General features: G+C 55.4%; 16 protein-coding genes and 2 pseudogenes. 8 read left to right on the forward strand and 10 right to left on the reverse strand.

The genetic code is table 11. From position 1 onward, the window contains the following. Positions 1-90: 90 nt before the first annotated feature. Positions 91-2097 carry a TRAP transporter permease gene (locus IEX10_RS02990; protein WP_188670763.1) on the reverse strand — a complete coding sequence of 669 codons (2007 nt, stop codon included), beginning with the start codon at positions 2095-2097 and terminating at the stop codon, positions 91-93. A gap of 103 nt (positions 2098-2200) precedes the next feature. Next, positions 2201-3361, reverse strand: a complete 1161-nt coding sequence (locus IEX10_RS02995; protein WP_188670766.1) for a TAXI family TRAP transporter solute-binding subunit — start codon at positions 3359-3361, stop codon at positions 2201-2203. A 197-nt stretch (positions 3362-3558) separates the two neighbouring features. On the opposite strand from IEX10_RS02995, the gene IEX10_RS03000 reads away from it, so the two are divergent. The 3 genes from IEX10_RS03000 (at position 3559) to IEX10_RS03010 (ending at position 6439) form a co-directional block, all read left to right on the forward strand. After that, positions 3559-5094 carry an AMP-binding protein gene (locus IEX10_RS03000; RefSeq protein WP_188670768.1) on the forward strand — a complete coding sequence of 512 codons (1536 nt, stop codon included), beginning with the start codon at positions 3559-3561 and terminating at the stop codon, positions 5092-5094. A gap of 298 nt (positions 5095-5392) precedes the next feature. Further along, the gene (locus IEX10_RS03005; protein ID WP_188670769.1) at positions 5393-5749 is read left to right on the forward strand and encodes a hypothetical protein; all 357 of its coding nucleotides are present in this window, start codon (positions 5393-5395) and stop codon (positions 5747-5749) included. A 489-nt stretch (positions 5750-6238) separates the two neighbouring features. After that, positions 6239-6439: a hypothetical protein gene (locus IEX10_RS03010; RefSeq protein ID WP_188671645.1), complete on the forward strand. Its 201-nt coding sequence runs from the start codon at positions 6239-6241 to the stop codon at positions 6437-6439. A 56-nt stretch (positions 6440-6495) separates the two neighbouring features. Here IEX10_RS03010 and IEX10_RS20170 read toward each other — a convergent pair. The 3 genes and pseudogenes from IEX10_RS20170 to IEX10_RS03025 form a co-directional block, all read right to left on the reverse strand. Next, a pseudogene (locus IEX10_RS20170) lies at positions 6496-6714 on the reverse strand (transposase); the annotation flags it as partial. A gap of 158 nt (positions 6715-6872) precedes the next feature. After that, positions 6873-8192: an MFS transporter gene (locus tag IEX10_RS03020; protein ID WP_188670771.1), complete on the reverse strand. Its 1320-nt coding sequence runs from the start codon at positions 8190-8192 to the stop codon at positions 6873-6875. A gap of 8 nt (positions 8193-8200) precedes the next feature. Then, complete coding sequence (locus IEX10_RS03025) at positions 8201-8461, reverse strand: metal-sensing transcriptional repressor (protein ID WP_188670773.1); 261 nt, start codon at positions 8459-8461, stop codon at positions 8201-8203. On the opposite strand from IEX10_RS03025, the gene IEX10_RS03030 reads away from it, so the two are divergent. The 4 genes and pseudogenes from IEX10_RS03030 to IEX10_RS03045 all read left to right on the forward strand — a co-directional run. Continuing rightward, on the forward strand, positions 8462-8902 hold the full coding sequence (locus IEX10_RS03030) for a metallophosphoesterase family protein (protein ID WP_229678408.1): 441 nt from the start codon (positions 8462-8464) through the stop codon (positions 8900-8902). It begins immediately after the preceding gene. 60 nt (positions 8903-8962) lie between these two features. Beyond that, positions 8963-9691, forward strand: coding sequence for a HupE/UreJ family protein (locus IEX10_RS03035; protein ID WP_188670775.1), 729 nt, complete (start codon positions 8963-8965; stop codon positions 9689-9691). A gap of 16 nt (positions 9692-9707) precedes the next feature. Beyond that, positions 9708-10331 (forward strand): transmembrane anchor protein, encoded by a 624-nt coding sequence (locus IEX10_RS03040; protein WP_188670777.1) that lies wholly within the window; start codon positions 9708-9710, stop codon positions 10329-10331. A gap of 153 nt (positions 10332-10484) precedes the next feature. Then, a pseudogene (locus IEX10_RS03045) lies at positions 10485-11657 on the forward strand (transposase); the annotation flags it as partial. A 103-nt stretch (positions 11658-11760) separates the two neighbouring features. Here the strand turns inward: IEX10_RS03045 and IEX10_RS03050 are convergent. The 4 genes from IEX10_RS03050 to IEX10_RS03065 all read right to left on the reverse strand — a co-directional run bounded on the left by IEX10_RS03050 (position 11761) and on the right by IEX10_RS03065 (position 17912). Continuing rightward, on the reverse strand, positions 11761-14892 hold the full coding sequence (locus IEX10_RS03050) for an efflux RND transporter permease subunit (RefSeq protein ID WP_188670779.1): 3132 nt from the start codon (positions 14890-14892) through the stop codon (positions 11761-11763). After that, complete coding sequence (locus tag IEX10_RS03055; RefSeq protein ID WP_308420676.1) at positions 14889-16232, reverse strand: efflux RND transporter periplasmic adaptor subunit; 1344 nt, start codon at positions 16230-16232, stop codon at positions 14889-14891. Before IEX10_RS03055 ends, IEX10_RS03050 begins: the two co-directional genes overlap by 4 nt. A 128-nt stretch (positions 16233-16360) precedes the next feature. Further along, a complete protein-coding gene (locus tag IEX10_RS03060; RefSeq protein WP_188670781.1) occupies positions 16361-17122 on the reverse strand; it encodes a SpoIIAA family protein in 762 nt (253 codons plus the stop codon). 55 nt (positions 17123-17177) lie between these two features. After that, entirely contained in the window at positions 17178-17912 is a 735-nt protein-coding gene (locus IEX10_RS03065) for a TetR/AcrR family transcriptional regulator (RefSeq protein ID WP_188670783.1), read from the reverse strand. Positions 17913-18335: 423 nt separating this feature from the next. Here IEX10_RS03065 and IEX10_RS03070 point away from each other — a divergent pair, with 423 nt between their 5' ends. After that, positions 18336-19574, forward strand: coding sequence for a GAF domain-containing sensor histidine kinase (locus IEX10_RS03070; RefSeq protein WP_188670785.1), 1239 nt, complete (start codon positions 18336-18338; stop codon positions 19572-19574). Between the two features lie 52 nt (positions 19575-19626). On the opposite strand, the gene IEX10_RS03075 is transcribed toward IEX10_RS03070, so the two are convergent. Continuing rightward, positions 19627-20691, reverse strand: a complete 1065-nt coding sequence (locus IEX10_RS03075; RefSeq protein WP_188671608.1) for an aromatic ring-hydroxylating oxygenase subunit alpha — start codon at positions 20689-20691, stop codon at positions 19627-19629. Positions 20692-20705: the final 14 nt, after the last annotated feature.

Raw genomic sequence — 20705 nt, forward strand, 5'->3', positions numbered from 1 at the left:
CGTTTAAGGTTAATCATGAAACTGCACCCGACCAAACGCGCAACCTGAACGACTACATCAGTAAGGCAGTGTTCCGGTTCTGCGTTTGATTTAAGCGATCGTTGCCTCTTGTTCATCTTTTTGTACCTGCCCAGCACGCCAGGAGGCGATCAGCGGAGGCAATGCGATGGCGAAACCTACGACTGTTAAGGCCGCATGGCTTAGCCCAAAAACGCCACCAACAGGGGCCGCTACCAGCAGGCCTGCGACGAACAATGCCACGCGCATCGCAGCAGAAACAGAGCTGGAGTTTAGAGGGCCCACAAAACTGACGAACCCTTGCAAGGCGGCGGAAATAAACCACACACCGATCAATGCACAGACCAGAACGATTACGACCTCTAGGGGGGGACCTTGGCCGATTAGTGCTGGATTGAGGACAAAGAAGAACGGGATCACGTATATCACACCGCCCAGTTTCATTGCTTCAAAACCCGTTTTGAAAGGGTTTGCCTTAGCCATAGAGGCGGCAGCGAATGCACCCAAGGCAACGGGAGGCGTGATAAAACTGACCATGCCCCAATACAAGATGAACAGGTGCACAGCCAGTTCATTGAGCCCCGCCTGCACAAGAGCCGGAGCCAGCACCACAGCCAGAAAGATATAGCAGGCCGTGACGGTCATCCCCATGCCAAAGATAAAGGAGGTCACGGCCCCCATCAACAGCAGCATCGGCAAAGAGTTACCCGCCATATGTACCAGTTCATTGGCAAGTGGCCCCGTCAGACCAGTCGCCTGAAACGCGCCCACAATCATTCCGATGCCCAACAATACAGCGACAAGTTCGGACAATGTGCGCCCGACAGACACGATAATGTTCAGAAATCCCTGCCACGATACACGGTCGTTTTTGTTGAACTGGTTGACCAACAGCAGCAATGTGACCGCGTAAAACGGGGCAGTCTTCTCCCAACGGAACGCCACCATTAGGAAAATCAACAGCCCGAACACTGCGATATAAAGCCAGCCCTCGCGAAGCGTCTTCATCACGGCGGGCCGGTCTACTTTTGCCAAGCCCTTGAGGCCGCGTCGCGCAGAATACGCATCGACCTGCACAAACAGCCCGAAGAAATACAGCAACGACGGTATCGCAGCAGCAAGCATGATTTCCACATACGGACGACTGAGCCATGACGCGATAACAAAGGCTGTGGCCCCCATGATGGGTGGCATCAAAACCCCACCCGTGGACGCGCAGGCTTCGGTTGCAGCGGCATAGCGCGCGGAGAAACCTGTCTTTTTCATTGCGGGGATAGACACTGCGCCAGTGGTCAGCACATTTGATATGACCGATCCGGACATCGACCCCATGAAACCCGATGCAAAGATCGAAACTTTGGCCGCCCCACCGCGGTATCCACCAACAAGAGCCATTGCAAGATTATTGAAGAACTTGCCACCACCGGTGAATTGTAACACCGCGCCAAATAGGATGAACCCGATCACAAGGTTCCCAAAGGCACGCATCGGGATCCCGAACGATGCCTCAGATGAAATCATGAAGTATGGGACAACATCCGTGAAAGGTTGGGTAAAGCCGTTTAAGGGATCAGGGACATGTTCTGCGAACGTCGGGTACAGCGAAAACACAAATACGATGGCAAACAAGACCAGTCCGCCTGCGCGCCGTGTTCCCTCTAGGATCAAGACATAAAGCGCAATCGATGCCCAGACAGCCATAGGAGGCGCTGCATATTCCCAACCGCCATCAAGGCTGTCTCCGGCCGTCACCGCAAAGAACCCGACCACCACAAGTGTTGCGATAGCCAAAAGCCAATCATACCACGGTACATGAGCAGAGGGAGGCCCCTTTGCACGAAAGGTAATGAAGGTGAGGCTCAGGAAAAGCCCTGCCAGAACATATAGATACATCCCTTCAAGCAGAGAATACCCGCCAAGTCGTAAATTGAATAGCTGGTTGATGGCAACGCCGATGGCGACCAATGTAAAGACAATGATCATCCAGCGTGCAGGACCATCAAAAGTCAGTCGCTCCGATTTGCGTTCAGCCTCAATTGCAGAATTGCCACGATCATTCGTGTTGTTTTGCTCTGTCATTTTGTTCTCGTTGTTTTTGGCTCTATCCCGCGGTCTTGGCCTAGGATCGGGCGAACGGATGCAGGTAGGCGCGAACGCCTACCTGTCTTGCAGATTGTCCGGTTCAAAAGACGACGGCAAAACCACCTGCTTCAAGTGCAGAACGGCGTTTTTCTTCCCAGGCTTTTTCCCAATTGTCAGGTGCTTCAGCCTTGAGTTCTTCCCAAGCAGCCATCAGGGCCGCCTGACGCGCGATCAGGTTGTCGTTGTGCGCCTGTGCCGCGTCACTCCAGACACCAATCTCGGTGTAATAACGGATCGCACCTTCATGGTAGGGTGCAACCCACAGGAAGTTCTGCTTATCACGCGCCCAACCGTTTATGCCTGGTGCGTTGCCTTTGTAGTCGTCAAAAAAGACGTCCATAGCTTTGGTCATGTTATAGGTCAGGTCTTCGTCTTGGACCGCGTAGGTCATCAAAACCGGATACGCATAACCAGCCGTCGGCGAACCATCCGTACCATCAATCGTTGCTCCGACTTTTGCCATCATCGGTGTGAAAAACGGAGCAATCGCTTGCATGCGAGCGATGCCTTCGGCGTTGTTGGCGTCAATCGGTGGCCAATAGACACCGCGCGGACTAGAGGCCGCTTCATACGCACGTCCCGAATTGGTTGACGCAAACGCGGCATCTACGCTGCCGTCGATCATACCGGCCCAGCTGTCACCGAACCCACCGAACTCAACCTTTTCCACATCGTCCCAAGTTAACCCGCCATAGGCAAGATATGCGCCATTGTTCACGTTCAACGCGGGTGCACCTTTTACCCAGGCGACACGCATGCCTTTAAGGTCGGCATAGGTAAATCCTTCGCAGCCGGGTTTACCTGCTTTTTCGCATGCTTCGGCTGCAACCGCCAAAGACAGTCCCACTGTACCGCCATTGTTGGCGGCGAGAACGCGCACAGGCTGTGGCCCCCAGTTTTTAGCACCGAATTGGAACACACCTTCCTGCGCCATAAACGAGCCTCCCACCCCGTTTGCCGAAAACTGTACTTTGCCTTGGCGTAATGGTTCCGTTCGGGCGATGTCATTCTTGCCTGGCAACACACGCAAATTCACGCCATTGGCTTCTTGCAATGCAGCACCAATCGCGACGGACTGGTTGTATCCAGCTGATCCAGTTCCATAAGCGGTCCAAGTTAATTGTTTAGGCAGATCCGCTTCTTGCGCGACCAATGGCCCTGAAGAAAGGCAGACGGCTGTCGCCAATAGAATTAAACGCATTTAAATTCCTCCCTGTTGAAAGTTGGTTTCGTCTTCTGGCAAATCCAACAATGACTTTAAGCTGACGATAGCAGCAGGCTTAGAGTCAATGAGCAGGTGCTGCCGACTCGGTTTACGTGGCGTAATATTGCCTAACTCTATCGCGGTGGTCGGCGGCGTCCTACAAAACCTTCCAGCAAGCAAGCGAGGGCAGGGCCATGACAAACACCAAGGTCGCAGACTTTGACGCACAAATCTCGCGTCATGAATTGGAGTCAAACGCCGCCAAAGGGGCCAGCGCCCTGTGCGCAATCGGAGGCGGGAAAGATGTGCCTGTTGCCGTCATCATGCGCAATGATTTGACCCATCTTGAAATCATGCGTTCTGCCGCACAAGCCGGAACGGTCATTGTCGCGCTGAACTGGCACGCAGCAGCACAAGAGGTCGCCGCGATTTGCGACGACAGTGGTGCAGATATTGTCGTCATTCATCGCGATCTGATTGAGGCGCTGAAACCTGCCCTTGTTGGACGCAAGGTGATCGGGGTCACCCCCGGTGCTGCAATGTGCAAGGCTTACGACATTAGTCCCGGGGCAGCACAGGCGAGTCCTGAAATCCCGGAATGGGGCGATCTGGTGCTTGCGCAGGACCCATTGAGCCAGCGCGAATTGATGCGCCCGTTGCTGCGTTATACGTCTGGCTCGACTGGGGCCCCTAAAGGGGTGCGTCGGCTTGGGGGCGGCCCGACGTCAAATTTTGAAGATGTTCTCGCCCGCGTTGGCAAAGAAATGATGCGCTTCAAACCGGGCGCGCGCTATTTCACGGCGGCACCCATTTATCACTCGGCGCCTTCCACGCTCACAAACGCAGCCCTAGTGTCGAAAGGCGTGTCGACCTTTGTAGCGCCAAAGTTCGAACCAGAGACATTCTTGGCAACAATCCAAGCGCAAAAGATATCACACATCTATTTGGTCCCCACAATGATGAGCCGATTATTGAAACTGCCCGAGGACGTGAAGGCTCGCTACGATGTGTCCTCGGTCGAATTCTGCGTCTCAACCGGATCACCGTGGCCCAATGATTTGAAGATGGCTTTGATTGATTGGTGGGGGCCTGTTTTTTGGGAAAGTTACGGCGCCACAGAGATCGGTTTTATGACAATGGCATCGTCCAAGGACGCGCTTGCAAAGCCCGGTACAGTCGGAAAGCCGCAGATGGGGTGTAGTGTCCTTATCCTCGATGAAGTCGGTGAAAAACTGCCAGCAGGCGAAGTGGGCGAAATCCATGCGAGAATGGATGCCTTTGGCGACTTTAACTATTCCAATGACTCCAAAAGCCGACAAGCGTCTGAAAAGCATGGTCACTTTTCAGTAGGGGACTTGGGGTGGTTGGACGAAGATGGTTATTTATTCATAACGGATCGAAAGAAAGACATGATCATTTCGGGGGGTGCCAACATCTTCCCCGCCGAGATCGAGGCGATCTTGATGCGCGCACCGTTCATTCGTGACGTTGCAGTCTTTGGCGCACCAGACGCTGAATTTGGCGAACGGGTCGTGGCCGCCGTGGAAGTATCCGAGGGCAGTAATCCCACTACGCAAGATGTTCTCAGCTTTCTGGAGGGCAAACTCGCCCGCTTCAAACACCCCCATACCATCGATTTTCACACGGCTCTCCCACGGGAGGACAGCGGCAAGATTTTCAAGCCAAGATTGCGCGCGCCCTATTGGGAAAACGCCGGTCGAAAGATCTAATTGCCAAAACAAGCCAGCTTGTGGTCACTTCTGCCTTGTCGCATTAGCGTCGTTAAGAAAACCTAATCAGAAGTTTCCGTGACTGCCGCTCATCGTCCTTTTCAACCTATCGAACTGCGTCGCCTTAAGGCTTACAACCACGTCGTGATTTCACCGATGTGTCGATATTCGGCTCAATAGGGACCTTGGTGCAATCCACATCGAATGGCGGCAACGATTCCTAACATGCAACGAGGGAGCAGGTCACCTTGAGCTTTTCAAGTAAATTTGCTCCATTGGCGTCGGAGGAAAGTTCATAATGAAAGAAGACCTAACAGCACATTCTAGACATGACAGATCACGAATTGAGAAAATCGCGCGAAGAAATATCAGTTCAGAATGCACATTGATCTTAACTGGAGGATTTGCAGTTCTGACGGTTACATTGCTATTTGTCGCCAATCACATTTTTCTGCCAATCTCCATAGAGTTAGGAATGAGACCTACAGCTGTCTGCATCATTCTTTCGCTTGGTATGTCCATCTGCTGGGCGGTACTGCACTATTTCTATTTCCGCCCCAAAATTAACAATGCACGCATGCTAAGCTCCAAGTTCTTGTATGAGTATCAAGAAAAAAAGCGGCTTGAAAACGAAGCAAAAATTCAGAATTTATAAAGTAGGCAACAACAGTGGGAAGAAGCCGCTGATTGAACAAATTCAGTGGCTAAGTCCCGCTGCGCCGATCCTAGATGCTGCACGATAGACGAACGTACGGTCTGGAGAAGTGGCCCAGACAGGCCTGAGCCACCTCCCGTCCGTGCTTTTGTCAGAGCGATTGGACGGAAGGATGTTTCGCCTCCGGCGGTCATATCGTCAAAGCCATAATGCATAACATTAGTTAGTCGGAATGCATCAGATACAAAAAGCATCTACAAATTTATCTTACATTGCACGGGTGAAGAATTGCTTCGCATTGGAGTCGGCAACTCATACACATCGCTTCTCGGACGGCCTTCCTCATGCATTGGCGGAAATGGTATTTTTAGGTGTCTCACGGTGTAGTCCGACACCACTTGGCGGCGAACCGACTTTCGTTGCGACCAGAATGAATGGCAGTTGTGCGAAGGAAGTGGAGTTTGTAGTGTTTCGCGAACGGCCCGATGTATGAACTGGCTGCTGTTCGCAAATGATTTCTGGCATATTCTCGGAAGTCGCTCATATGTATCCGGCCTGTTGATCGACACGCGGGTCGTGGCCTTGTTGGGGTTACGCACGCGCAGTTTTATGTCTCAAAATGCTCCAGTCCATGCGCGCCAGTTTATTTGCGAGGGCGATGGCTGCCTTTTTTCGATGTATGCGTTCTGACGCACTTATTAGCCACTGGCCAAAGCTAAAGTCGGGCCATCGATGTGGCCGCATCATGATGACTTTTGCTGCTTGGGCGAAAAGCATCCGTAGATATCGACTTCCTCGTTTTGAGATCCGCCCCAAGATCGTTCGTCCACCGGTGCTGTATTGTCGGGGAACGAGGCCGACCCAGGCTTCAAAGTCACAACCTCGATCGAAGGCCTCGCCTTCACCTACGGCCGCGACTATCGCCGTGGAAATCATCGGCCAATACCAGGGACCGTCATGACATTTTGGCAGTTCTCCTCGGTACATCCCAATAGCGGCCGTTGACGCAGACTGCAGCTAATATCCGGTTAAAACCCGTGTTGTCCAATGCCGCACGGCGCACGAATATCCGTTTGAACGCCGCCAGAACTGTCAGCGGTCCGTCGTAGGGTCGTTCGCCGTTTCAGAAATGAGTAGCCCAGCGGGGATGGCTCTCGTCAATGATCAGGGCGTGGCTATGCCTGCGATGCCCTCGCAGATGGGGATGATCAAGCGGCAGGTTGTCGTGAGTATGCTCTGTTTCCACAGGGTCGTTCGCGGGCCAGATATGCAAGGCAAGGAGCACTCCGCTGATTGCGAGAGACACCAGTCCGATCAGCGCCGGAAAAATGCCGTAGACCGTCAGCAGCCAGCCGGACAGCGGATAAGTCACCAACCAACAGGCGTGGGACAGCGCGAACTGTGCCGCGAACAGCGCGGGGCGGTCCCCTGCATGGGCGGAACGGCGCAGTAACCGGCCCGAAGGCGTCAAGACGGCGGAATACCCCAGCCCTACCAGCAGCCAAGCCAAAAGCAGAACGGTCCAACCAAGTCCCGCCACCATGACCGACACCCCCAGCCCCAGCAGAGACGCCACCATCAACAACGCACCGGCGAGCATTACGGGCCGGTTAGGCAGTTTATCCAGCACGAGCGGGAGCGCCAGCGCTGCCATCATGGAGCCCGCGCCGAAAGCAAACATGGTCCAGGCCAGCGCACTCTCGGACAAACCGAGCTCTCCGCGCACCAAAACAACCGTATTGACCAGCACCATCGCACCTGCGGCAGCCGCAGCGAGGTTCAGTGCCAGAAGTCCTCGCAGGCGTGGGGTCGCCAAAAAGATGCGGATCCCGCGCGTTGAGCGATCATAGACACCACGCGGCCCGGATGGGCGGGGGGCGGGCAGCAGCACCGAGACAACCAGGAGCGCCGAGACGGCAAAACCAGCTACTGTGCCAAAGAACAGCGCGTCGTAGGACATCACTGCCAACAAGAGCGCGGCGAGGGTCGGGCTGACGATATTTTCCAGATCATAGGCAAGCCGGGACAGCGATAGCGCGCGGGTATACTGCGCCTCGTCGGGCAAAACGTCAGGAATCGTTGCCTGAAATGTCGGCGTAAATGCAGCAGAGGCCGACTGCAGCAGGAAGATCAGGACATAGACTTGCCAGACCTCGGTCACGAAGGGCAATGCCAGCGCAACACCCGCGCGCACCAGATCAAGCGCCACCAGCAGCGCGCGGCGCGGCACCCTGTCCGCGAAGGCCCCGGCAACGGGAGCGATGCCCACATAGGCTATCATCTTGATTGTGAAAATGGTGCCCAGCACCATTGCAGCACCGCCGCCCGCAAGATCAAAGGCCAGAAGCCCGAGTGCTACAGTCGCGAGCCCGGTTCCCAGAAGAGTGACGACCTGAGCCAGAAACAGATGGCGGTAAGTGCGGTCGGATAGAATTTCGAGCATAGCGAACCTCAGAGATAGCGGGCGATGGCACGCAGTTCCTCGCGATCTGTTGCTGGGTCTTCCGTGTCTAGGCAGTGATCCATATGGTCGTGAATCAACGCTCGTTTTGCGTTGGTGATGGCCTTTTCGACCGCCTGCATCTGCTGGACAATTTCCAGGCATGGCCTGCCCGCCTCGATCATCCCGATCACGGCGCGCAGATGGCCGTCAGCACGTTTCAGCCGGGTGATCAGGGCGGGGTGGGTTGCATGAACATGGGAATCTGACATATGAATGATTTATCCTCCCTGGGGGGATATAACAAGATGATGTTTCTTCACACTCCAAGAGCGACGAGCAGACAGGCAGAACTAATGGTAACCTTGCGGACAACCGGAACAGCCGTCATCGCGACGCTTCTCTGTGCGGCTGTTTTCGTCTGGTCCGTGATGCCCACCACCTCTCATGCACCAGCGATCCTCGAGGTGCTTCAAGAGTACGCGGAAAAGGTTTTCGATCATGGTCATTCGCACGGTCTGGAAGAAGATTTGGCTTGGGCCGCACACGGTCACAATCACGATAGTGTAGACCACGATCACAGTCAGGCGGTCGTCGTTGGCAACAATCTGTCGCCGCAGCCGCTAGATATCTATAAAACTGCATGGCGGCTGAGTTCGACGACAGCGGACACGTTAAAGAGATACCAGATCGAAAGACCTCCGCGCGTCTGATCGACGGCGCGTCATTGGCGCGTTTCATTCGATCTTCAATACTCATGCGGAGTTTATTCTATGACTGCAGTCCAACGTGGCTGGACCGATCCCGGCATACGCCGGAGAGCGTTTCTGCCTTTCCTTACACTATCTGTGCTCTTTCTGGGCGCGGACAACGCGCTCGCCCATAATGTCACCGAAGGAGACGCGGGCTATATTCAGGAAATCTGGGGCGTAAATATCGTTCCCTTCATGTATCTCGGTGCCAAACATATGGTGACCGGCTACGATCACGTCCTGTTTCTGTTCGGCGTCGTCTTTTTCCTTTACCGGATGAAGGACGTCGCTATCTATGTCAGCCTTTTCGCCTTAGGCCATTCAACCACGATGCTTCTCGGGGTCTGGTTTGGCTGGGGCATCAACGCCTACATCATCGATGCCATCATCGGCCTCTCGGTCGTCTACAAGGCGCTCGACAATCTTGGCGCTTACCAGCGATGGTTCGGTTTCCAACCCGACACCAAGGCCGCGACGCTGATCTTCGGATTTTTCCACGGCACCGGCCTTGCTACCAAGATCCTCGACTACGAGATCGCTTCGGACGGGCTGCTTGCCAACCTGCTGGCGTTCAATGTCGGCGTCGAGCTCGGCCAGATCATGGCGCTTGCCGTGATCCTCATCGTTATGGGCTTCTGGCGGAAGTCCCCGAACTTCTTTCGCCAGGCCTACACCGCCAACGTCATCATGATGTCCTTGGGATTTATCCTTATGGGCGTACAAATCACCGGCTACTTCGTAGCCACCTGAGAAATTGGAGATAGATATGTTCAACACACAAAAACCAAGCCTTGAAGAGTTGCCAAGCTCTGCCCAGCTTATCCGCTCTACGGGCATCGCTGCGGCCAGCGCCGTAGCAATCCTCGTTACCGTCGTTCTGCCGGCCGAATACAACATCGACCCGACCGGGATCGGCGGCGTGATCGGACTGACGGAGATGGGGGAGATTAAAGCCCAGCTTGCGGAAGAGGCAGAGGCCGACCGGCTGATGGAGTTGGAGGCAGGGAAGCAGTCGAACCTGATGAACGATATCTTCGGGCTCTTCGTCGGCACGGCACAAGCGCAGGACGCCGAAGTCTGGCGCGACGAGACCACCTTCACTCTGGCTCCCGGTGAAAGTGCCGAATGGAAACTGGTCATGGAAGAAGGCCAGACTGCGCAATACCGGATGCACGTTGACGGCGGTCGCGTAAATTTCGACCTGCACGGTCATGGCGGCGGTCAGTCTGTGACCTATGAGAAGGGCCGCGGGTCCACCGGAAATGAAGGAGAGATCGTGGCCGCGTTCGACGGCGAGCATGGCTGGTTCTGGCGTAATCGCGATAGCTCGGACGTGACTGTGACCGTGCAGCTGCGCGGCGAATATGCGGAATTCAAAGACGCCAGCTAATGATCGGGGCTGCCATTGTTGCGCAACGTAGGACTGGCAGCCCTATGCAACCTCCTTCAAGGTGATCGACTTCGCCGATTGTGTTGAAGAACTATTCCTTGATCGTAGCACAGGCTGCTGATTCAATCTGTTTATTGATTGGGGGATATGGCGATGATGGGACCAGGGCAGGAGGCGCAGGCAGCACTGTTTTATGAGTTTTCACGGAAGATCATGTTCCCCAAGACCACCCGTTGCGTTCGATTGATCGGTTCGTTGACCTGAGTAGTATTCGTGCGCATCTTGCCGATTTCTATAGCCACACTGGTCGCCCCTCCATTGATCCTGAATCGATGATCCGGATGTTGTTTGTGGGCTATTGCTCCGGCATCCGGTCCGAGCGCCGCTTGTGCGAAGAGGTTCACCTGAACTTGGCCTATCGCTGGTTCCGCCGCCTCGACCTGAGTGACTGCATCTTGGAACATTCGACCTTTTCCAACAACCGCCACGGACACTTTCGCGAGAGTGATCTTCTGCGTCACGTATTTGAGATGACTGTCGCCCGCTGCATGGAAAAAGGATTGGTAAGTGGCCAAGGATTTGCCGTCGATGCCAGCTTGATCAGTGCTGATGTCCAGAAACAGAACTCCAGTAACCCTGAAGACCGGGCAGTCCGGCTGGCCGACGTCGATGACGCACCACGCGCGGTGCAGGAATATCTCGACGCGCTGGACGACGGAGCCTTTGGTGCGGCCACCACGACCAAACCCAGGTTTACGGCTCATGCTGATCCGGCCAGCCAATGGACTGCCGCACGCAAAGGCCCCCGCATTCTTTGCGTATTCTGCCAATTATCTGATCGATACAGTTCATAGTATCATCGTTGATGTCGACGCCAGCCGCTCGAACAGAACCGCCGAGGTCGGCGCAATGGGAAGGATGCTCAACCGGACCGAAGAACGCTTCGGGCTGAAGCCTGACTGGATCGCAGCCCCCTCTCATTGATTGCTCTGCAATCAACTGCCGGGCAATGGATACCGCGTATGGTGCCGCCGGCAATCTGCCGAGAGGGACAAAGGTGAAAGCAAGGACGGCACCTTCTCGCGGTCCGACTTCACTTGGGACGACGAGCACGACCGCTACATCTGCCCAGGTGGCAAGGAGATGTTGCACACGAGGCGAAACTACTCGGATCCGGCCCGAAATGCGCCCGTTTGGAAAGCCAGCAATTTTCGAGCAATGAAGTCAGATTGCACAGGATGTGACTTGTAGGCAAAGTGCTGCCCGAACGCTGAAAGGCGTTCGGTTCATCGAGAGAAATATGAAGGTGTCAGAGACTTTGCTCGGGTATGCACAGCGCTTGAATGGCTGCTATTGCACTGTAGACTAAGCACCGGTCGCTACTACCTCCGCGAGTGGCCCTGTGAAGATTGGTTGTTCCAATTCTCATCTAAGCGAGCTCCATGGACTTGGCCGGAGCAACTGGTTGTGCCCGTTTTACCTTTTTCTCTCCCAGCATTAGCATGGCGGGGGTGACGATTAAGGTTAGCACAGTCGCGATGACAAGGCCTCCGGCAATGGCCGAGCTAAGTTCTGTCCACCATTGGGTTGAAGGTGCTCCGTATACAATCTCTCGACTGAAGAAGTTTAGGTTTACACCGATAACCATGGGCATCAGGCCGAGTGCCGTTGTAACGGACGTCAGAACCACCGGGCGCAGTCGTTGTGCGCCGGTGCGCAGAGCGGACTCCAACGGCGACAGGCCTGCTTTTTTCAGGTCGTTGTAGGTGTCGATCAACACGATGTTATTGTTCACCACAATGCCTGCCAGCGCGATGACCCCAATGCCGCCCATGACCACGCCAAAGGGACGGCCGGTGATGATCAGGCCGAATAGGACGCCGGCGATAGAGAACACAATTGCGCTCATCACAATGAAGGCCTGATAAAAGCTGTTGAACTGGATCACGAGGATCACAAACATCAGGAAGATTGCCGTGATGAACGCACCAACCAAAAATGTCATTGCATCAGTTTGGTCCTGCGCTTCGCCGGCAAAAGTAGCTTCGACCCCGGCCGGTAGGTCCATTGCATCAATTGCCGCCTGTAACGCAACCACCTGATTGTTCACAAGAATGCCGGGCACGACATTCGCTTCGATGGTTATGATCCGTTGTTGGTCAATACGGGTGATGGTGCCAGAGCGGGGGGCTGGCTGGAAGGTGACAAAGTTCGTGATCGGGACAAGTCCGGACGACGTGGGCACGCGCAACGATTGCAACTCTTCGAGCGTGCGTTCACCGGCCGGGAAGCGCACATTAATGTCGACCGATCCTTCGGCATCCTCTGGGCGGTAATCAGCCACAGTGATGCCGCGTGTCAGCAAGCGCACCGCCTGTCCGAGTGTCGAGATGTCAGCACCGAAGCGCGCGGCTTCGGAGCGGTTCACGGTGAGAAGCCATTCCACGCCGGGCAGGGGCCTTGTGTCGGTCACATCGGTGAACCCGCCAATCTTTTCCATTGCGACCCGAATGGCCTTGACCGCTTCCTGTTGCGCGGCAGGGACTCTGGACCGGACGCGCAGGTTCACAGGCTTGCCCGCCGATGGTCCTTGTGACGCTGTCTGAACCTGCACGTCGACACCCGCGATCGTTGACATGTCGGCGCGGATATCCTCGCCGATTTCGGCGGCGGTGCGGCGCATGTCCCATTCGGTGAATTCGATCTGGATCGTGCCGATAAGGTCAGCTGTGTCCTGATTGGAGCCGCCCGAACGAGCGTAAACCGAAGCGATCTCGGGGTAGTCGAACAATCGTTCCTCGACCTTGCGCACCAGCGCGTCCTTTTCGTAGATTGAGAAGTTATCGCGTGCGCGCACCTGCACCTGTGCGAAGTCAGGTTCAATCGAGGGAAAGAAGCTGATGCCATTGCCGAATTGGCCATAGGCCGAGAACCCGGTGAGGAGAAAGCTGACCGCAATGATCAACGTTGCCCAAGGTCGCAGAATCGCGAACTCCAGCACTCGAACATAGCCGCCGGTAAAGCCGCGAAGCGTGCGCGGGTCGCCGTTTTCGGCTGCATACAGGATTTGCTTGGAAGCAGCCGATTGCGGTGGCTTTTTACCGATGATGCCGCCAACCACGGGGATAAAGATCAGGGCCATGAATAGTGATGCGGTCAACGTCAGAATAACGGTGATCGGGAGAAATTTCATGAATTCGCCGACCATGCCGGACCAGAACAGCAATGGAAAGAATACCGACAGGGTCGTTGCTGTGGAGGCGATGATCGGCCAGGCCATGCGCTTGGCAGCAAAGGTGTAAGCAGCTTTCGGGGGATCGCCCTCCTGCAAACGCCGGTCGGCAAGTTCGGTCGTGACGATAGCACCGTCCACGAGCATCCCCACGACGAGGATCAGCGAGAACAGCACAATGAGGTTCATGGTCGATCCCATAAAGTAGAGTATCGCAACCCCGGCGAGGAAAGCCCCGGGAATAGCGAGTCCGACCAGCAGTGCCGACCGGATGCCGAGCGCCCAGACGATGACAATCATCACTAGGATTACGGCAGCGATCACGTTTGCTTCAAGATCGCTGAGCATGGTCTTCACCTGTTCGCTCTCGTCCTGTGTATAGTTGATCTGCACGGAGTCGGGCCACTCTGTCTGCGACGCAGCGATTACGTCGCGCACCTCGGCAACAGTGTCGATGATATTGGCCCCGGACCGCTTTTTGACTTCGAGTGCTAAGGCGGGCTGACCGTCGATACGGGCAAACCCGCTGGGATCCTCGAATGTGCGGCGGATTGTGGCGATATCAGAGAAAGTTACCACCGTGTCGCCGCGCACCAGCACGGGCAGGGACATCACGTCCTCGACATCCTCGATCAGGCCGGGCACCTTGAGCACGATGCGCCCTGCGCCGTTTTCGATGGCACCTGCTGCGATTAACTGGTTATTGCGATTAATCTGGCCGATCAGTTCCTCAAAACTGATATTGTAGGTCTCGAACACAGTTGGATCGATCAACACTTCGAGCAATTCGGTTCGCTCACCGCCCACGTCAACTTCAAGAACACCGGCGAGTCCTTCGATACGGTCCTTCAGATCTTCAGAAAGTGTGTTCAATGTCCGCTCGGGCACGGGCCCCGACAGGATTACCGTCAGGATCGGGAACAGGGCGGTGTTGATCTCGTTTACGACCGGATCGGTGGCATCTGTGGGCAGATCCGTAGTAGCACGGTCGACAGCTTCCTTGACTTTGTCCAGCGCCACCTCGGCGTCAAACCCCGGCTCAAACTCAAGCTGCAAACTGGCATAGCCTTCGCCGCCGTTGCCTGTCATCTGTTTAAGGCCGGTAAGGCTGCTCAGTTCTGTTTCGAGTGGCTCAACCAAAAGCCGTTCTGCGTCTTCAGGCGAAATACCGTCAAGGCCGGTTGAGACGTAAAAGATCGGGATCGGCACCTCGGGCGAGCTTTCCTTGGGGATCGCAATATACGCATAGGCGCCAACGGCAAGGATCATAAAAAGAGCCATTACGACCACACGGCTGCGACTGAAGGCTGCGTCGATGATGGCGTTCATTGGGTAGCCTCTGTATCATTCAGGGCATCTGGGGTGCCTTGGTCGATGATCTGCCCGTCCTTCGGCGTCTGGATTTCGGTTTCAGGCAAGCCCGTCATGGGCTCTCGCGCCACAGTGTCCGCCATTTCGTTCTCGAATTGCGGGTTCACCTTTTCTCCGTCGTTCACGAAACCCTGACCGATCGAGATAATTTGCGCTTTTTCTGGCAGTCCCGACACCCAGATGCCATCGGTTTGGGCGCGGACGATGCCGATCTGATGGAATTCCACCACTTCGTCGGCATTTACGGTCTTGATCCCCAGCGTCCCGTCGGTGCCGAGCGACAGGATTGCGGGTGAGATAAAATGCGCCGTAACCTCGCCTGTGGGGATGCGCAATTGTGCGCTGATCCCGGCCGGGATCGCGCCGTCGGTATTCGCTACCCTGATCCTTGCCATGAAGGTTCTGGTTTCCGCGTTTGCGCTGGTTGCCACGAAATTCACTTCGCCAGTGGATGTTTCGCCGGTGATGAACGCGACCTCGGCGGTCTGGCCAACCTTTACGTCGCGTAGTGATTGCTGGGGGATCTGGATGCTGATTGTCAGTGGCGTATTGTCAACAACACGTCCAACTTCGGCCCCCAAGGACACGAATTCGCCAATGTTTATGTCAAGCGCCTCTAGGCGGCCAGCGAAAGGCGCACGAATTTCGGTGTCCCCAATGGCCTCTTCGGCAGTGCTGACGCTCGCTTGGGCCGCCGCAAGGGTGGCCCGTGCCTGAGCGACCCGATCGACGGTGGCAACGCCGCGTTCGACCAACGCAGTGGCGTTGTCAAATTCCCTTTGCGCGCGCTCCCGTTCCTGCTGTGCGCGGTCCAGATCTGCCTGACGGGCAGCAATATTAAAGCGGGCGATCACCTGCCCAGCCAAAAGGTCGTCCCCCATCTCGACCAGTAGATCACTAATCTGGCCAGATGTCTCCGCGCGAACTGCGGTGTCGCGGTCCGGCAATGCTTGCCCTTCTGCAACAAACACCTGTTCGATCGGTTCGGCGACTGAACGCTGCACGGCGACCGTGACTGTGCGTGGTGCGGCGGAGGTCGTGGCCGGCTCTGCTACGTCTTCAGATGGCAGGATGTAACCACTTCCCATCCAACCTACGATAGCCAACGCAAGGCCTCCCGCCACCCAACGCGACCTGTTTGATCCACGGTCGCTGTCGAAATGCAGAGGCTCGCGCGTCGAAGCCGTTGCCGTGTCCGCTGGCGGGACTTCATTCGTCATCGCGGTCATTTCCCCTTCTGCCTTCTCTGGCAGAATGCCATCGTTCTTGTCGGTCTGTTTCGGCACGTCAGTCGCCATTCTAGAACTCGTATTTGTCATGGTCTCGTCTCTTTGGAACGCGCAGTGGCGCCCGGTCAGGGTTTCCAAGTCGAAACCACGGTTTAGGATTGAAGCGTCGCCTGGCCTCGCCCCGCGACACCAAAAGATCAGTCTGCGCGGACCCATTCCCATGCGGCGTCATCTTGCGATGAATCGAACATTCTCATTTCAACGGGAAGCATGGCTGCCACAGTAGTGGCCATCGCAGCCATCCACTTTGGCGCGCCAACAACAGCGTAGCGCCGTACATGTTTGATTGCTGTCATTTTGGTTCCCCAGAGAGAGCCGCGCGTCAGGATCGACAGGTCCATCCCGTCGTAATGCCGAATCCGGACCAGCAGATTTATCTTTTCGTCACCTTTCATTTGGGCTTCGAGGGGAGCAAGCAACTCGTTCACGTCTTCTGCGGAAATTCGACCGTCGATTTCATATGCGAGAACGCCATCCTTACCATCCGAAAGCAGGCTTATTCCGTTGCCCTGCGACGCGCCATGCGGTGCTGGCAGGTCGGAAACAAAGCTCTCTGCGGCGGCGACTTGAGAAGTTGCGAACGACCGCATGTCGATCATCGGTAGGATCGGGTCGACCCATTTCAGTAACGCAGCAAGCGCCTGCAAATCCGACACGATCGCCATGCGCGAAATTTTCGTCCATTGGGACATCATTGCAAACTCGAACTTTGCATCCTCGGCTATTGCGTCTGCGGTCAGATCCTTCAGGCCGTCCGCACGAACGATCAGCCCGAAAGGTCCCTCGCCTTGAATGATCGGAGTCAGGTCGCGCTCCATCGTCCGGATGTCAGATTTGGTCAGAACACCTTCCAGCGTGAGTTCCCAAACATTCTTTTCTAGCTCTTTAACTTTCAGCATGATCTATCCTTTCTGCCATAGTTGTCTCTGGTGTTTTCCGCGGGCTTTCCGCTTTTCAGCACCAAACAATTGCTTTCAGCATAAGTCGGAATTCCTTTGGATTCGTCATCGTGACGCTGCCTTGTGGCAAACCAAGCATCCGGTCAAACAGTGCGCCCTCCGCGATCATCCGAGTGTCGAGTATAGAAACGGCGCGTTCCAGATTGCCCTCTTTTGCCACTTTAAATGACTGCTCCAAGGTTGCACGGCGGGCTTGGCTCATAGCCATGATTGTCTCTCCGACAAGTGTAACATCGGGCACGTCGAATGTGCCGTCTTCGGTGCCTTGGCTGATAATATCTAGTAATACAGGCAATGCAGCCGCCGCGGCTGCGGCAGTGATCCGGCCAAACAGGATGTCATTTCCCGGGCGCAACATAACTTCCATGAAGAATTTCATTTGGGGAGCCTGTTCGGCTTTCCAGCGATAGGTCTCGGCGAGAAAGGCATTGAAACGTGCAAGTGCATTTCCGGACGCTGCTGCGCGCGCTGCTTGGGCCGAGTCGAGTGCTTCGCCCGTGAAACGCTCGACTATTCCGTCCAGAAGATCTTCCTTTGCGGTGAAATGATGATAAAAACCACCCTTGGATATACCCGCCTCTGCTACAACATCGGCCACTGTCACTTCTTCCCAGCCGTTGGCAAAGAACAGTGTCTGAGCCGCATCCAAGATGAGTGCACGCCGTTCCTCTGGAGCAAGGCGCTGGCGCTTTGGCATCCCTTCAGGGGGTGAGTCTGATGCGCGTTTCATTAACAATTCCATTACAAACCGACGGTCGGTATGTAGGTAGTAGAAGTTGAATCTTAGTCAAGTGGCTTCTGCATACTTCGCTTTGTTCACGCTTCGACCTGCCCGCACAGGGTGCTTGGTCCGAGCCTCTCACGACCCGCAATTTACCCTAGCACTCCCAACGACAGCCCCTGTGTCATAGGCGCTTTGTACGTTTTGGGGCAGCGATGTACCTAAGGCGAGTTTCCGCCGAAACTGCCGAACTGGTGGTTGTTCTAAGCGTTAACATCGTTAAAGCCACACCAGCAGTCAGTTTGACGGGATTGTCGAAGTTGCAAGGTCTTGCACATTGATTGCCATCCGCGTTAATGGCGCGAGAAATAGGCACAATTATGCCACGCGTTCCAGTCGCTTGATCTTGGAACACAAACGCCGGAGGGCATTATGAACGAAGCTACACTGCGTCGGGCAGTTATACAGGATCATGCAGCCTTTCTAGACGGGGAACATGATTTCCAAGAGGATATTCTAAAACTCGCCGGTAGCGATCTGGTGGGTACGATTCTTGAAACCGTTATGCTGGCCACCAACATGCGCTTTGCTGCGGTTGCCCGCGTTACGAACGATCGCTGGGTCGCCTGTCGGACAGTGGACGAAGTGAACTTCGGTCTGGCGGCAGGGGACGAGATCGATATTCAATCGACATTTTGCCAGACGGTGCGGGACACCTCTGACAAAGTTCTGTTCAACGATGTGGCCACGGATGAGGTTTATCTCAATCATCCGATTGCAGCGAAATTCGGTATCGTCAGTTATGCTTCGATCCCTATTTACCGTGGTGACGGAAGCTTTTTTGGCACGCTTTGTGCGATTGATACGGTGCCGCGCAACGTCAAACACCCGCGTGCCGTGGCGATGCTTGAGATGTTTGCCGATGCGATTGGCAAAAGTCTGGAAACCGAAGAGCGTCTGGAAGCCCAAGAAAAACAGGTAGAGCAAGAACGCGAAATGATGCGGATTCAGGATGAATTCGTTGCAGTGCTTGGCCATGATCTGCGCAATCCGGTTGCCGCCCTGCAGTCCGGTATCCGCTTGCTCGGCAGGCAACCCCTGCCAGATGGGGCGCGCAAACTGGTTCCTGTGATGCAGGCTTCACTGCTGCGGATGAGCGACTTGATCGACAACATCATGATGCACGCCAAGGCCCGCTTGGGGGGTGGTATCCGTATTGAACCCGTGGCGGATGCTCCTTTGGCTCAGGCCCTGACCCATATCGTTGAGGAAACCCGTGTGGTGAACACTCAGCAGGTCGAACTTGACCTGTCGTTTGACCGCCCGTTGTACTGTGATGCGCCCCGTGTGGCGCAGGCTGTTGCGAACCTGTTGTCTAACGCGGTGCGCCACGGAACATCCGGTACGCCGATCAGGTTGCGCGGGACAAGTGATGCGTCCGGAATTGAAATTAGCGTGACCAATCAGGGGGAAGGGGTTCCCGAAGACATGCTACAAGAGCTGTTTCACCCGTTTCGCCGTGGCACCCAAACCCGTGGCGAAGGGCTTGGACTTGGTCTTTACATCGCAGCTTCGATTGCTGCGGCACATGGCGGGCGGATTGATGTGTCCTGTGAAGATGGCACAACGACCTTCACCTTTGAGATGCCCTTGCTATCGGAAGCGGACTGACCGCGTGACTGCCGGTCTACGGTTGTGGGCGCGGTATTCCACGCCCCAACCTTCAATTCGCTGCGGCCTGTATTCGCCGGTTTATGTACTGCGCAAATTCATAATTCGGGCGTTCGAGATGGGACAGGTGTCCCGGAGCGGCGCCTTGGGATGACAGCCCTTTATAGACCTTTTCGGTGCAGCCCTTGTCCTCTTGATTTACCGCATCAAGCAGGGTTTTCAATGCCTCGAAATTCTCTTGCGCGTCCGGATCATCTGCATAGTCGTCCGACATACCGCCGCCAAAGCTGATGTGGACATGATCAACACCGTCCGGATGCAACGAGAGATACCAGAAATATCCGGGCGTCAGGGTGATCAGCAAACTTGGATAAATGGCCAGAAGGAACGTGGTGCGCCTGCGGTCCCCTGTCATCCGTGTGTTCGACGGATGGGCCATAGCAATGCGCAGAGAATCGTCCTTTAAAATCGTGTGGTAGTTGAATGTATCCTCACCCGGCGGGCAGATCATTTCGTCCAGTTTCGACAGGCCGCCAATGGTGCCAGCATGACAGACCGGCAAGTGATAACTCTCCATGAAATTCTCGGCGAGGACTTTCCAGTTTGTGTTCCAGCGGTGGGTTTCAGCGAAGGTCTGTGTGTACCCTGTCATGTTGTAGTCGCCAATCAGATCTTCGACCGAAGCCAACTGCGCCGCCACATCCGGCGCTTCGCGGTTCAGGGTCACAAACACCCAGCCGAGCCATTCCTGACAGCGCACCTTGGGAAGGTGATAGTCCGATTTACAAAAGCCCGCATTCTGGGTCATCGCCGGGGCGCCGCGCAGGGAGCCGTCTAGATTATAGGTCCATGCGTGATAGGGGCAGACAATGGCGCGGGTGTTGCCGCTGCCCTCTAGCAGGGTGGACATGCGATGGCGGCAGACGTTGGACATCGCCTTTAGCGCGCCTTCATGATCGCGCAAAACGATAACCGGCTGTCCGGCGAGCTCGAGCGTTGTGTAATCGCCAGGCTGTGACAGGGCATCAGCCCGCCCGACGCAAAACCAGTCCTTGGCGAAAATGGACGAAAGTTCCTTCTTCAGGAAAGCTTCGCAGGTATAGACAGATGGTGGCATGGCGCGGGCCCGCT

It is taken from the genome of Neptunicoccus cionae, from assembly GCF_014643735.1.
Classification (GTDB): Bacteria; Pseudomonadota; Alphaproteobacteria; order Rhodobacterales; family Rhodobacteraceae; genus Amylibacter; species Amylibacter cionae.